Below are 14577 nucleotides of genomic sequence, written 5' to 3' on the forward strand. Positions count from 1 at the left end.
CATAACTTTGCAGAATAGTTCTATTTTAAATTTAAAGAAACTCCGATAATGATAACAATATTAAACGATGATTTTTCTCAATTAAACAGCTTCTTACACGAAAAATCTTTCAGCAGGATTTTTATTTTGGTTGATGAAAACACCCATGAATATTGTCTTCCTGTTCTTTTGGGCAATATGGAAACAGACCTTGGCTTTGAGATTTTGGAAATCGAGGCCGGCGAAGAGATGAAAAACATCCAGACCGCCAACCAGCTATGGGAGATTCTTACCGAAATGCAGGCGGACAGAAAAGCACTGGTCATCAATCTTGGAGGCGGTGTGATCACAGATATGGGCGGTTTTATTGCTTCCACTTATAAAAGAGGCATCCAGTTCATTAATATTCCGACTACTCTTTTATCCATGTGTGATGCTTCTATTGGCGGGAAAACCGGGATAGATCTTATGCATTATAAAAATATGGTGGGTACTTTTGCTTTTCCGGAACAGATCTTTATTTATCCTAAATTTTTAGAAACCCTTCCTTTTAAAGAATTAAGAAGCGGGTTTGCAGAAATGCTGAAACACGGCCTTATTGCAGACAAAGCCCATTGGGAAAGCCTGATCCAGATTCATAAACTGGATGTGGAAGCTGTGGTTCCTCATATTCAAACCTCAATGGATATCAAGCAGGATGTGGTGGAGAAAGATTTCCATGAAAGAAACATCAGAAAAACGCTGAATTTCGGACATACAATCGGGCATTCCGTGGAAAGTCTTTGTCTGAGCCAGGGAAATCCCATCCTTCACGGAGAAGCAGTGGCTATGGGAATGATCTGTGAAGCCCACCTTGCCTTTCTTGAAAATCTTATCAGTGAAGAGGAAGCAGCTTCTGTTATTGAAAACATTCAGAGATACTATCCTTACCTTGATATCAGTGACTTTACGGATGAAAGCATTACAGCCCTTCTTATGAATGATAAGAAGAATACAGACAGTAAAATCAATTTTTCTCTGCTTACAGGAATTGGCTCATGTACCTATGACCATCAGTGCAGTCAGGAAAACATATTGAAATCTCTGTATTTTTACAGAAAACTCAATAATGCGTAAATATTTCCACGAATTTTCTGCTTTAAAAATTTGATTTATTGCAGAAACAATTATTTAGATCATTTCTAAACAAACGTTTAATAGATTTTATAAATATCTATTAATCAACACTATAAAATAAAAACCACTTATTAAACAAGTGGTTTTTTTATTGACATTTATCATGTTTTTTATTTTTGGCAAGCAATTTGGAAGATACTCTGCGTTCAACTGAAAAGGCTGAACAGTAGTAAAATTTAAAATTAAGAATAGTAAAATATTAAAAAATTAAAGTTATGAAAAAGTTAATTTTAGGATTAGCAGTAACTGCAAGTTCACTGGCATTCGCTCAGCAGACACCATCATCTTCTTCTAACCCGGTAACATTTGGTGTGAAAGGTGGGATGAACGTATCTTCTCTTTCTAAAGACGAAGGTCTTGATGATCAAAAATCTAAAATTGGTTTCAACGCAGGTGTATTTGCGAACATTCCAATCGCTGAATCTTTCAGTGTTCAGCCGGAGGTTTTATACTCTCAGTATGGTGAAAAGTCTGAGTACAGATTAGGAAACACTAATTACTCTGCATCAACTAAACTAGATTATATCACAGTACCGGTAATGTTCCAGTATAACTTGATTCCAAATCTTTATGTTGAAGCAGGTCCTGAATTCGGATTCATGGTAAGTGCTAAGAATAAATTCAAAAACGAAAGTAACGGAAACTCTACCACTTCTGACAATTACAAAGACAGATTACAAACGTTCAATTTTGGTGTAGGTCTTGGTGCAGGATATTACTTTACTCCTAACTTAGGTATTACAGCAAGATATGTAGCTGGTGTAACTGATATCTTCAAGGAAAATTCTGGTGATGCAGTAAGAAACAATACATTCCAGGTAGGATTAGCTTATAAATTCAAGTAAGCTCAAACATTCAAGTAACAAATTTTATATTTAATAGAAAGCCGGATTATTCATTTAATCCGGTTTTTTTGTTTTAACGGAAAGTTCATCTTTTTTGGCAAGAATTTTGCGTAGATAAGTTTAAGCCGGAACACATGATATACTTGACAGAATCATCCGGCAAAAGTTTCTTCATATACAAATTGATTTCAATAGAAAAGGTCAGGTTTATTCGTTAAACCTGACCTTTTCGCCTTAAAATATGATTTTTATCAGTTTACTCCCTTTGGCGGGAATTTTGATGCAGTGTCGGAAACAAGTTTAAACTTTAAAATCATGAAAAAACTAATTCTAGGATTAGCATTCGCAGGAAGCCTTTTGGTAAATGCACAGGAAAAAACTCAATCTACATCACCGGTTACTTTCGGGGTTAAAGCTGGATTCAACGCTTCTACTCTTACTCAAGCTGATCAGTATGACAATGATCAGAAACTGAAGCCGGGTTTTAATGCAGGGGTATTCGCTAATATTCCGGTGGCGCAGAAATTCAGCATTCAGCCTGAGGTTCTTTTTAATCAGGTAGGTTCAAAAACTGAAGAAAGAGAAGTATACTACGTTAACTCTGATAAATACAGCAGAGAAGTAGATTATAAAAAATCATTAAGCTATCTTTCCGTACCGGTAATGGTGCAGTACAACATCCTTCCTCAGCTTTATGTAGAAGCAGGTCCTGAATTCGGATTTCTTTTAGGAGGAAAAGACAAAGGAGATATTACCACTACCAAAACTTCGGGGAATACTACAAACACACAAACAACGACTTTTTCAGACAAAATTGTTAAAGATCTGTACAGCACATTTAATTTCGGAATCGGGATCGGGGCCGGATATTATTTCACTCAGAATTTTGGGGTAACTGCCAGATTTACTGCAGGCGTTACAGATATCTATAAGCACAACAGTGGAGATGCAGTTAGAAATAACTCTTTCCAGGTAGGGGTAGCTTACAAATTCAAATAATAACATGAAAAAGTTATTTTTAGGATTAGCTGTTTCGGTAGGTTCACTGGCATTGGCACAGGAAAAGAAAGAAACCCAATCTAAATCTCCCATTAGTTTCGGAGTAAAAGGAGGAATGAACGTTTCTTCTCATACTGACGGAAATGAGGATACTTATTATTGGTCAAAATATGAGCGAAGTGCAAAAATCGGTTTTAATGCAGGAGTTTTCGCGAATATTCCGATCTCGGGTAAATTCAGTGTTCAGCCGGAAGTATTGTATAACGGATTGGGTTCAAAAATAGAAAGTACCATGAATTTTGATATTCCTTTAGCCAGAATGGATATCAAAGAAACACTTTCTTTAAGCTATCTTTCAGTTCCTGTAATGCTTCAGTATAATCTAATGCCTGATTTATATGTAGAGGCAGGTCCTGAATTCGGATACCTGCTGGGTGGAAGATACAAAAATGAATCCACCCAAACCAGCAGTATAGACGGATCAAGCAGCACGCAAAGTCAGTCTGGTAAAATTGCTATGTACATGTTTAATAAGTTCAATTTTGGAATAGGTATTGGCGCAGGCTATTATTTCACTCAAAATCTTGCCGTTACAGCCAGATTTACAGGTGGAATTACAAATATCTATAAGCACAATACCGGAGATGCCGTTAGAAATAATGCATTGCAGGTTGGCTTAGCTTACAAATTCAAATAATATTATATATATTTTCAAAGCGGATGCCGGGTTTCTCAGAAGCCCGGCATTTTTTGTAAGGAATTATCATCAAAAAGGTTGAATTAAAAACCGCTTATCTTCCGGTTTTATAGCAAACAAAATTGGACTTTCAAATAAATTTCTTTAAGATTTACCTCATTTTTAATTTACTTTCAGGAAAGAATTCGGACTTACGGCTACTGAATTACTGGATAAAAAATCATCAACATAAAGACAATTTCCTTTAGAATCATCATGAAAAAACAGATTTCCATAACATAATTTCTCATAAAAAACAGTTAAAATCGCGAACCAGACAACGGGCAAAACCTTCGTTAAACCGCTTCCAGTAAGGGTTTTTGAAGTTTGGCAAGCATTTTGCAAAATAATTCAAGTCTGATTGAAAAATCGGACGAGAAGTAAAATAGTAAAATTAAAAAATAAAATTATGAAGAAGTTATTTCTAGGGTTGGCAGTTACTGCCAGCATGATGACGTTTGCTCAGGAAACACAAACTGTAAACCAGGAACCTATCAAGCAAGATCCTATTCAGAAAGAAAAACAACCTATCAGATTCGGTATTAAAGCGGGAGGAAACTCTTCTTACTTCAGTGAGCAGAAATTAAGCCTTAATAACCAGAAAATCGGATTCCATGCAGGGGTTTTAGTTAATATTCCACTATCTCAGAAATTCAGCTTACAGCCGGAGGTTTTATACAACCAGCTTGGAGCGAAAAGTGTCATCTCGTCTACTGATGTTACCACAGGTGGTACCAACGTAAAAACGAAAAGTGATTACAAAACGACTATGAACTATATTTCAGTTCCTTTAATGGTACAGATGAGACCTACAGAGCGTTTTTACGTAGAAGCAGGTCCTGAGTTCAGCTATTTCATTAATGGTAAAAACAAAGGAGAAAGCACTATCTCTACCACTACAGGAGGAGTGACAACCACACAGACTGTATCCAACTCTGAAGATATTAACAAGGACAATGTGAATAAATTCAATTTAGGTCTTGGTTTAGGTCTTGGATATGATATTACCCAGAATCTGGGAATCAATGCAAGATATATCAACAGCCTTACGGATATGAGAAATCAGAAGCCTGAAGGTACCGAACCTTTGAACCACAGAGCATTTCAGCTTGGCCTGAATTATAAGTTCTAATAAGAGACAATCAATTATTTAACCTATAGTAAAGTCCGGATTTAATTTTTTTAAGTCCGGACTTTCGTTTTTTATATTGAGGACTGGTGGCTTCGAGGCCCTCAGCCACCAGGTATTTGTCATTTATTCAATGTTTCCCGGTATCATCTTAGATATCAGACATCAGACGTCAGATATCAGAAATGAAATGTCAAAAGCAGCGAAATATGCATTTCAAAACTCTCAAACCCTAAGACACTCTGACGCTCAAACCCGTACCTCGCATCCCGAAACACTCCAACTCTAAAACGCCCAAACTCTCAAACCTCTTTACCGGTTATTCAAATATCCTCGGATCATCACTGATCACGCCATCAATTCCCATCTCTTTTAATTCTTTAAGCCTTTCTTTGGTGTTTACGGTCCATGGGATCACTTTCATGCCCAATGCATGACATTCCTGGACGAGTTTTGAAGTAACGAGTGTATGCTCCGGGCTGTAAATGGTTGGGGTAAAACTCAAAAATTTCATATCTCCGGCTACTCCATTCAGGTGATTCGGATACATTCTGAATTTTTCAACGGGTATATTTTCGAAATGCGTCTGCTGCTGTGCCATCTTTTTATCATCCACTTTTTCTACCAGAAAAGCGGTCATGATCTTAGGATATTCCTTGTGAATGATTTCCAGTGTCCTGGGATCAAACGACTGTATAATGACCCGGTCCTGGATTCCTTTCTTTACAATAATTTTCATCATCAGCTCTACAAATTCTTCAGGTTCCGGATGAAATATATGATCGGAAAAAGGGCGTGTTTTGGTTTCTATATTATAAAAAGGCAAAGGTCTTTTCAGTTCACGGGAATAAGCTTCGCAGGCATCAATGACGTCTGATAACAGCGGTTTCTGAGCCTTCATTTTCTTTTGATCGGGATAGCGCTCAAGTTTCTTTAAGCCTACATCAAATGTCTGAATCTTTGCATAAGGCATTTCATAAATCTTATAGTAAAATCCGGAGTCTTTGGGGATATAGGTTCCATCCGGCTTTGTTATTAATTCAGGGGACAGGAAAGCATCGTGGGAAAGAATTACTTTTTTGTCCTTTGTGATGGCCAGATCCATTTCCAGTGTGGTAACATTCATTTGTAAGGCATTCTTCATGGCCGGAATGGTATTTTCGGGATATAAGGATTTTCCTCCGCGGTGGGCCTGATTATCGAAAGACTGAGAGGAAAACCATTGGGCAAGTATCACAAAAGCACCCGTTAAAAATACGTTCTTCATTTCGCTACATTTTAGAACAACAAATTTAAAGTTTGCTCTTGTACTGTATGATACAGGAATATTAAGATTCTGATACATTATCTTAACGTGTGCGTGATAAAAGTAATTTCTTCTGCGGCCGGAAGCTGGAAGAGGGATGATGGAAGATCATACGTACGGTTAATTAAATATACAGTTAAAGATTATCTTTCCTGAAATGGGACCTAAAAAAGAGCCAGACTCAATGCCTGGCTCTTCATTTTTATTTTGAATGCAGATATTAATTAAATAATTCTACCTCCTCTCCTTTTCCTACCGGATATTCTTCTGTAAAGCATCCGAAACAGTGGTTGGAAGATCCTAAAATTTCTTTCAGGCTTTCTGTACTCAGGAATTCCAGAGAATCTACGCCCAGATAAACTCTAAGCTCTTCAGTGGTCATATTCGCTGAGATCAGATCATCTTTTGAAGGGGTATCAATACCTAAATAGCATGGTGCAATAATAGGTGGAGAAACACTTCTGAAATGAATTTCTTTTACTCCTGCATCTTTCAGTATTTTTACCAGTCTCTTGGAAGTAGTTCCTCTTACGATGGAATCATCAATAATCACTACTCTTTTATCCTTGATCTCGGAAATAATAGGGTTAAGTTTAAGGTTCACTACCCTTTCTCTCATTTCCTGGGTAGGAACAATGAAGCTTCTTCCGATGTATCTGTTTTTGATCAGAACCGGACGGAAAGGTATACCTGAAGCCTTAGAGAAACCAATTGCAGCAGGAACTCCTGAATCAGGAACCCCGATGACAACATCAGCTTCTACAGGAGCCTGCTCCCAGATCTTTTCACCGGATTTTTCCCTGATCTCATACACATTGATATTTTCCATGGTAGAGTCAGGTCTTGCGAAATAGATGTATTCAAAAGAACAGATCCTCTGCTTTCCTTTTCCTTCATTGACCATATAAGACTGAAGTTTTCCTGGCTCATTTTCATTGGTGTAAATGATCTCTCCCGGAAGGATATCACGTACATACTGAGCCCCTACAGCGTCCAGTGCCACAGATTCGGAAGCTACCACGTATGTTTTTTCGTCAACAGCTCCTAAAACCAGCGGACGGATTCCATTGAAATCCCTGAACGCAAAGAATTTATTTCTCGTCATTCCCACTACGGAATAGGCACCTTCAATTTTCTCCATGGTTGCTTTGATTGCTCCACGAAGTCCAAGGTCAAGATTTTTCTGGATCAGTCTTAAAATAACCTCAGAGTCGGAAGTAGCTCTGAAAACTACGCCTTCAGCTTCCAACTCAGTTTTTAATTCTTTCGCATTGGTAAGGTTACCGTTGTGCGCTATAGAAAGTATAATCTGGTCGTACTCGTTTTTTGCAAAGAACGGCTGGAAATTATATTTCTTTTTGTCTCCTGCAGTGGTATAACGGGTATGCCCGATTGCAGAATTGCCCATAAAAGTTTCAGGTTCCTGAATTTCTTTATAAACGTCCAAAACCAGTCCTTCATCTTTCATGTTGGTGATTTTCCCGTCTTTTAAAACGGAAATACCGCAGGCTTCCTGTCCTCTGTGCTGGAGGGCAAAAAGTCCGAACTGTGAAAGAGAAAACGTATCCAGATCATTATCAGAATACAGCCCGAAGATCCCGCACTCCTCATTGGGAGCATCCAGTCTTTCTTCTTCCTGCGTTCTGAAAAGGTTCCTTCCGTACGTCTGGTCTTTAAACTGTTTTAAATATTCACTTTTATGAATGTCTAAACTTTTCATTTCTATTTTTCTAAATTAGAAGTTAGATATTAGATGTTAGAATTTAGTCTAAGTTAACTTCAATTATAATTTTAAACTTTCTTTTAATGAGTAGATCATTTTCTGAATTTCAGCCAGAAGATTTTTTAAAGGTAGTATTTTAGCTTCGGAAATAAAATTCAGATCTATTAATAACTGTAACTGCGTCTGAAGTTCATAAGTAGAACCAAATGCAATTCCGAGAAATTGATAGAACTCATTTTTATTATTTCTTCCTGCTCCTTCAGCAATATTAGAGGGTATTGAAACGGCACATCTTCTGATTTGAGACAGCAGACCAAATTTTTCTTCAGCTGGCAGTTCTGCAGAAACTAAATAAACTTCTTTTACCAAAGCCATTGATTTGTTCCAAACCTTTAAATCTTCTATCCGGTGCGATTTCATACTAATTTCTAATATCTCACTTCTAACTTCTCAAATTTACTTATTCAGTAAATTTTTCAGTCTGTTGTAGATCTCCACGTAAGCTTCGGTAACTTCTCCAAGATCTCTTCTGAATCTGTCTTTATCCAGTTTCTTCATGGTATCTTTATCCCAAAGTCTGCATGTATCAGGGGAAATTTCGTCTGCAAGGATGATTTCTCCGTCTGCCGTTTTTCCTAGTTCAATTTTGAAATCCACAAGGATGATGTTCATCTTATCAAAAAGATCAATCAGGATCTCGTTGATATCAGAAGTAAGCTCATACATTTCATCAAGCTCCTCATAGGTTGCTGCTCCTAAGAAAACGGCATGGTGATCGTTGATAAGCGGATCTCCCAATTCGTCTTTTTTGTAGCAGATATCGAAGATGGTTACCGGAGATTTAATTCCTTCTTCCACTCCCAATCTCTGAGCCATGCTTCCTGCAGAGTAATTTCTTACCACCATTTCCAAAGGAATAATGGATACTTTTTTTACCAGCTGCTCTCTTTCGTTCAATTGTTTAATGAAATGAGTTTTAACCCCTTTTTCATTTAAATATTCAAAAATAAGTGTGGTGATCGCGTTGTTCATTTCCCCTTTCAAATCAACAGACCCTCTTTTCTGAGCATTAAATGCTGTAGCATCATCTTTAAAACGTACTACTACTTCATTAGGATTATCGGTAGCAAATACCTGTTTTGCTTTACCTTCGTACAACATTTCTTTCTTTTCCATTTCTAAATTCTTGTTAGTTAGATTTATTTTATATTACTTAATTAAAATTCCCGTTAAAACAGCCATTCCAAAACTCAGCAATGTGCCGATAAGCACATATTCCGTGAGTTTTCTCTGCTTGGCCTGCGCCAGATCACTGAATCTGAAAACAGATTTGGCGGCTACCATAAAACCTACGCCTTCCCAGTGGTTGACCATGATAAAGGTAAAAACCAGAAGACGTTCCAATATTCCGATATATTTTCCTGCACTCGACAGTGATTCGGTCTGTAAACTGCTTTGTGTCTCCGGAACCGGCGTCCATGAAGACAATAATATTTTAATGAAAATAGAGGCAGGTGTTGTGAGGAACAATGCTGCCATCAGTATTTTTAAAAATTCCTGGGTATTCAGAAAGCCAAAACTGAATTCTTTAGAATAAAATGAAATTCCTGCGATCACAAGAATATGCAGCAGCTGATCTATAAAAAACCATCTCTTCTTATTCTTTAACGTCTGGAACATCAGTTTCGAGGCATCAATGATAAAATGTGTAATCCCGATAAGCAGTGAAATCCACCACAGGTCTGTATTCCAAAGGAAAACAAAGCTTAAAACGGTATGGATCAGAACATGAAGATACAGATACGGGCTTTTCAGCTTACGGCGTTCTTTATCTGCAACCCAAGAATTTGGCTGAAGAATAAAATCTCCGAGTAGATGTGCCAATATGAGTTTAGTAAAGATCATGCTTACAGTTCTGAGATTTTCTTTCTAAAATATTGATTCGTTTCTACGATAAGTTCGTAGTTGGCGCGTTTCAGTCTCTGGCTTACCGAGGACTGTGAAATAGCAAATTTCTTAGCGAGATCTTCCTGTGTGATATCTTCATTCATGATCATTTCGTGGATGATCTCTGCTGTAGCTACCGTCCAGCTGTCAAAATCTTTTGAGGACCATTTGAGAAGGATATTCAGGTCCCGGTCTACGGCTTCACTGGAGGTTTTGATGGAAACGGTGTGGCCGTCACTTTTAAGGTCATTCAGAAGGCGTCCGGAATGTACGTACGCTGTTCCGTTCGATTCGGTGATTTTTTCAGAGGAAAAATTCTCTTCACCAATGCCTATGGCAATCCGTACATCTAAATTTTCCTGGCTTCTTATGAGAGACTTAATGGCTAGAAAACGCCAGAATACCTGGTCAATATTACATTTGAACTGAAATTCGTCTCCTCTGTAGATTTCCCATGCGAGCGGTGAACTTCCCCAGTTTTCCAGGAGATTCTTGAGTTTGGTGATCCAAACTTCTGTGTCTGCATGCTGTGAATTTATAATATCACCGGTTATGACCGCTATCATTGTGCAAATATAAGCATAATTACTTATAAATAAAAAATATAAGCAGAAACACTTATAGATATTGATTATTAGTGAATCTGCTTATATCAATGATGTCTTGAATAGATGTGAATTGTGAATTTTCAATGAGTGAATTTGGGCCAAAAAGCGAAATGACTACAGAGCAAAATTGCTTTATACCCCACGTCATTGCGAGCAAAGCGAAGCAATCTTCTTATCAATCTCTTAAATGAAATTGCTTCGCTTTACTCAATGGCGTTGTTATTATTTTTTAATAAACTGATACGCTTTATCATCCAGTTTTAAGAAATAGAAACCAGCCGGAAGACTTTGTACCGAAATATTTTTCTTATTTCTGAACGGTTCTTTTTCAGTGTAGATCACTTTTCCTGAAGCATCTGTTATCTGAGCTGTTTTTATATCCTTAATTTCTCCGCTTACGAAAAGATCATCATGAACAGGGTTGGGATATATTTTAAATTCTTTATTGGAAGTAATCAGATCCGTAGTAGAGAGTGTTCCAAGATTCTGGCAGTAATCGGTTCCAAAAGAGTCCCATTCACTGATATTAAATGTCACAGAAGGCTGAGTCACAGTATTTTTTCTGTAAAGAGAAACATCTCCGTATGAATTGCTTACAAACTTACTTCCTATCGCATCAACTGTCGCTGATTTATAGATCAGCTCTACGTATTGGGTTCCCGCAAAAGTCAGTGCATCGCCTGCTGTAAGAAACCTTGCATCATTATTCGTATAACAGGATAGTGCCGCTTTTGGATTCAGAATAACGAAATTCTGATTATTGGGAATTTTCCCTTCCAGTTCAAAACTGTTTCCATAATAATAGGAAGTATTTGTACTGTTATAATATTGTACTCTTATGCTGTAGTTATTTAAATCTACTTCGTGACCTGTTCTGTTGACAATTTCCAGTGCTTTGTTATTGCCTGAACCTTCAATATATTTAACGATGAAAAGATCCTTAGAATTAGTGTCCGATGCTGATGTAGACACTGTACTCACATTGCTGTCCGGAGACTGCAGATAACCCTGATCATACGCTTTTACCGTAAAAGAATAAGAAGTGGAAGGAGTCAGATGATCAATAATGATGGATGTAGATTTCGTGGTAGCTGCAAGAACTCCATTCTGATAAATATTATATCCGATAACATCCGGGCTAGTACTCGGCGACCACGCCAAATGCGTATAATAAGCTCCGGTCTGAGTTGAATTTAAATTTAAAGGAGCCTGTGGCACTACAGCGTCAGGGGTCTGCACCCAGATAGCATTCACCCACTGAGGATTGTCAATAAAAGGGTTTCTGTTTTTCTGAATAGCATAGATCGCATTATTCCGGTCTGTTTCTCTTTGAGATACGGGATCCTGAAGGTGCCATTGAAGCAGCATCGAAATATAAGCCGGATCAAAAGCCCGTTCTGCGGTTCCATCCAAAGCAGACCGGTCTATCGCCGGGTTAATATTGGTAGAATAATTAAATGAAGGCAGCTTGTCTTCATACCTTACCGCAAAATAGAGCAGCATTCTCGCAATATCCCCTTTGAATTCATCCAAAGGCTCATACACTCTGTTCGTATACACATAGTTAGGAATAGCACTGTTGGCAATTTTAGAAGTATTGGTAAAGGTATAATGAACCGTGGAATTCCCAACGCCATAAGGATAATTATTTCTCAGCTGATTAATCCTCGCATCCGTAGGAATCACAAAATGCAAATCCGAATACATCGGGTAATTACTGTCAAAAGTACTTTGCGGAACCACGTGCTCTCTGTTATATCCAAGTCCTTCTGCACCTGAAGTACTGATCAGGTTGGCTGAAGTATATTCATAAGAATCCGGGCCGGAAGGAATTTCCGAATATAGATCCAGTAAAATCGTCGTATTCGTTGGTCCATGGTCATAATATTTATCTAAATCGGTCTGATTATACAGATTGGGTAAATCACCATAATGCCAGTTGATATTCTTTTCAGAAATAATATCGTGCAGTTTAGACTTCAGCGCATAGCCGGTAAGTCCGGTCGCCCCATCATAATATCCTGCCGGAATCTGGGCGGAAATTAAAGATGAAATTAAAATAACAGGTAGTAAAAGTTTTTTCATTCCTTAAAAATTGGGTGACTAAAATAGTAAATTAAAACACTTAAAGTTCTGAAAAAAATATTAAAAAATCATTAATTAATAAAATATAAAAAATTGATTATTAAAATATTGCGTATACAACCCTATGGACTAAATAATTATTTTTGGCTTTCCGTCAATTTGGTTATCTTTGGGAACTAACTATTTTATCTATATGAACACAGAGACTATTGACAACATTAAAATGATAGCGGAAACAGCAAGAGAATTTGCTGAGAAGAATATCCGACCGAATATTATGGAGTGGGACGAGAGCCAGACATTTCCAAAAGACTTATTTCACCAGCTGGGAGAAATGGGTTTCATGGGAATTGTAGTTCCTGAGCAGTACGGAGGTTCCGGTCTGGGTTATCATGAATATGTTGCTATTCTGGATGAAATCTCTCAGGTAGACCCTTCTATCGGTCTTTCTGTAGCAGCACACAACTCACTTTGTACCAATCATATTTATGAGTTTGGGAACGAAGAGCAGAGAAACAAGTGGCTTCCACAGCTGGCTTCAGGAAAAGTAATCGGTGCATGGGGACTTACTGAGCACAATACAGGTTCTGATTCAGGAGGTATGTCTACCACTGCTGTAAGAGATGGCGACGAGTGGATCATCAGCGGAGCTAAAAACTTTATTACCCACGCTATTTCCGGAGACATTGCCGTAGTAATGACCAGAACAGGTGAAAAAGGAGCTAAAAACAATTCTACCGCTTTCGTTTTAGAAAAAGGAATGCCTGGATTTACTTCAGGAAAGAAAGAAAACAAGCTTGGAATGCGTGCTTCTGAAACTGCTGAACTTATCTTTGACAGCGTTCGTGTACCGGATTCCCACCGTTTGGGAGAAGTAGGTGAAGGTTTCAAGCAGGCTATGAAAATTTTGGATGGCGGAAGAATTTCTATCGCTGCCTTAAGTTTAGGAACAGCAAGAGGAGCTTACAAAGCGGCTTTGAAATATGCTAAAGAAAGACACCAGTTCGGAAAAGCTATTGCTGAATTCCAGGCGATCAACTTTATGCTTGCTGATATGGCAACAGAAATTGACGCTGCTGAACTTCTGATCCAAAGAGCATCAACCTTGAAAAATGCCAAGCAAAAAATGACCAAAGAAGGAGCAATGGCTAAATTGTATGCTTCTGAGGCCTGTGTAAGAATTTCCAACAATGCCGTTCAGATCTTCGGAGGTTACGGATATACAAAGGACTTCCCTGCTGAGAAATTCTACAGAGATTCCAAATTATGTACGATTGGTGAAGGAACTTCTGAAATCCAGAGAATGGTGATCGGAAGAGATATTACAAAATAACTTTAATACCTTATACCATGATCAAGCAAGCCCTTTTAGGTGAATTTCTGCATGAAGCAGAAAACACCAGGAAAATTCTTAAAGCAATTCCGGACAGTGCTTTAGACTGGAAACCGTCTGAAAAGAACTGGACAACCGGCCAGCTCGCGTCCCATATTGCAGAAGTTTACAACTGGTATGATTCCACCTTTAATCAGGATGTTTTTGATATGGGCGCTTACCGGTATGACAAAGGAGATATTTCTAAAGCGGAGAATATTGTTGCTAAATTTGAAGAAAATGTAGCCCAAGCTCAGAAAGTTCTGGAAAACTCCGATGAGAATACCTATTTCAATGAATGGAAGATGGAAGTGAATGGAAACGTTGTTTTCCCTCCCACTCAGAGGATACAGGTAATCAGAGGTTTTTTATACAATCATCTGTACCATCACAGAGGTGAGCTGGTGGTTTATTTAAGGTCAACGGGCAATAAAGTTCCGGGGCTTTACGGACCTACCGCAGATGATAAAATGTAATTAAGAATTATTTTATTAATAAATGAATAGCATACGCATTTTGCGTGTGCTATTTTCTTTTTTTGAGATAATAGATTTTGGATTATATTCAATGCATAATATATTATTTTGAACAGATATTCTAAATTTTTCTTAAAAATTTTTGTTTTTCGTAATATATTTTTTATTAATTTTAACATTCCACAATCAAAAATAA

At 37.7% G+C, this 14577-nt stretch carries 14 protein-coding genes; 7 read left to right on the plus strand and 7 right to left on the minus strand.

Annotated elements, in window-relative coordinates; genetic code table 11:
- Window positions 1–48: 48 nt before the first annotated feature.
- The 5 genes from aroB to JET18_RS09725 all read left to right on the plus strand — a co-directional run bounded on the left by aroB (window position 49) and on the right by JET18_RS09725 (window position 4867).
- Entirely contained in the window at window positions 49–1095 is a 1047-nt protein-coding gene (gene aroB / locus JET18_RS09705) for a 3-dehydroquinate synthase (RefSeq protein ID WP_202090425.1), read from the plus strand.
- Window positions 1096–1370: 275 nt separating this feature from the next.
- On the plus strand, window positions 1371–2000 hold the full coding sequence (locus JET18_RS09710) for a porin family protein (RefSeq protein ID WP_202090427.1): 630 nt from the start codon (window positions 1371–1373) through the stop codon (window positions 1998–2000).
- Window positions 2001–2315: 315 nt separating this feature from the next.
- Window positions 2316–2999 carry a porin family protein gene (locus tag JET18_RS09715; protein WP_202090429.1) on the plus strand — a complete coding sequence of 228 codons (684 nt, stop codon included), beginning with the start codon at window positions 2316–2318 and terminating at the stop codon, window positions 2997–2999.
- 4 nt (window positions 3000–3003) lie between these two features.
- Window positions 3004–3696, plus strand: coding sequence for a porin family protein (locus tag JET18_RS09720; protein ID WP_202090431.1), 693 nt, complete (start codon window positions 3004–3006; stop codon window positions 3694–3696).
- Window positions 3697–4144: 448 nt separating this feature from the next.
- The gene (locus tag JET18_RS09725) at window positions 4145–4867 is read left to right on the plus strand and encodes a porin family protein (RefSeq protein WP_202090433.1); all 723 of its coding nucleotides are present in this window, start codon (window positions 4145–4147) and stop codon (window positions 4865–4867) included.
- A gap of 316 nt (window positions 4868–5183) precedes the next feature.
- Here JET18_RS09725 and JET18_RS09730 read toward each other — a convergent pair whose 3' ends face one another.
- From JET18_RS09730 to JET18_RS09760, 7 genes are all read right to left on the minus strand, one after another.
- Window positions 5184–6131: a glycerophosphodiester phosphodiesterase family protein gene (locus JET18_RS09730; protein WP_202090435.1), complete on the minus strand. Its 948-nt coding sequence runs from the start codon at window positions 6129–6131 to the stop codon at window positions 5184–5186.
- Window positions 6132–6390: 259 nt separating this feature from the next.
- Complete coding sequence (gene purF, locus JET18_RS09735; protein ID WP_202090437.1) at window positions 6391–7890, minus strand: amidophosphoribosyltransferase; 1500 nt, start codon at window positions 7888–7890, stop codon at window positions 6391–6393.
- 63 nt (window positions 7891–7953) lie between these two features.
- Window positions 7954–8313, minus strand: coding sequence for a four helix bundle protein (locus tag JET18_RS09740; protein WP_202090439.1), 360 nt, complete (start codon window positions 8311–8313; stop codon window positions 7954–7956).
- 36 nt (window positions 8314–8349) lie between these two features.
- Window positions 8350–9069: a phosphoribosylaminoimidazolesuccinocarboxamide synthase gene (purC, locus tag JET18_RS09745; RefSeq protein WP_202090441.1), complete on the minus strand. Its 720-nt coding sequence runs from the start codon at window positions 9067–9069 to the stop codon at window positions 8350–8352.
- A gap of 33 nt (window positions 9070–9102) precedes the next feature.
- Window positions 9103–9798: a DUF3307 domain-containing protein gene (locus JET18_RS09750; RefSeq protein WP_202090442.1), complete on the minus strand. Its 696-nt coding sequence runs from the start codon at window positions 9796–9798 to the stop codon at window positions 9103–9105.
- A 2-nt stretch (window positions 9799–9800) separates the two neighbouring features.
- Window positions 9801–10406 (minus strand): SatD family protein, encoded by a 606-nt coding sequence (locus JET18_RS09755; protein ID WP_202090444.1) that lies wholly within the window; start codon window positions 10404–10406, stop codon window positions 9801–9803.
- 264 nt (window positions 10407–10670) lie between these two features.
- Window positions 10671–12533: an endonuclease gene (locus JET18_RS09760; protein WP_202090452.1), complete on the minus strand. Its 1863-nt coding sequence runs from the start codon at window positions 12531–12533 to the stop codon at window positions 10671–10673.
- A 193-nt stretch (window positions 12534–12726) separates the two neighbouring features.
- Here JET18_RS09760 and JET18_RS09765 point away from each other — a divergent pair, with 193 nt between their 5' ends.
- Together JET18_RS09765 and JET18_RS09770 are read left to right on the plus strand one after the other, a co-directional pair.
- Entirely contained in the window at window positions 12727–13866 is a 1140-nt protein-coding gene (locus JET18_RS09765; RefSeq protein WP_202090457.1) for an acyl-CoA dehydrogenase family protein, read from the plus strand.
- A 17-nt stretch (window positions 13867–13883) separates the two neighbouring features.
- The gene (locus JET18_RS09770; RefSeq protein WP_202090458.1) at window positions 13884–14381 is read left to right on the plus strand and encodes a DinB family protein; all 498 of its coding nucleotides are present in this window, start codon (window positions 13884–13886) and stop codon (window positions 14379–14381) included.
- Window positions 14382–14577: the final 196 nt, after the last annotated feature.

Origin of the sequence: Chryseobacterium endalhagicum (genome assembly GCF_016745235.1) — a bacterium.
GTDB lineage: Bacteria > Bacteroidota > Bacteroidia > Flavobacteriales > Weeksellaceae > Chryseobacterium > Chryseobacterium endalhagicum.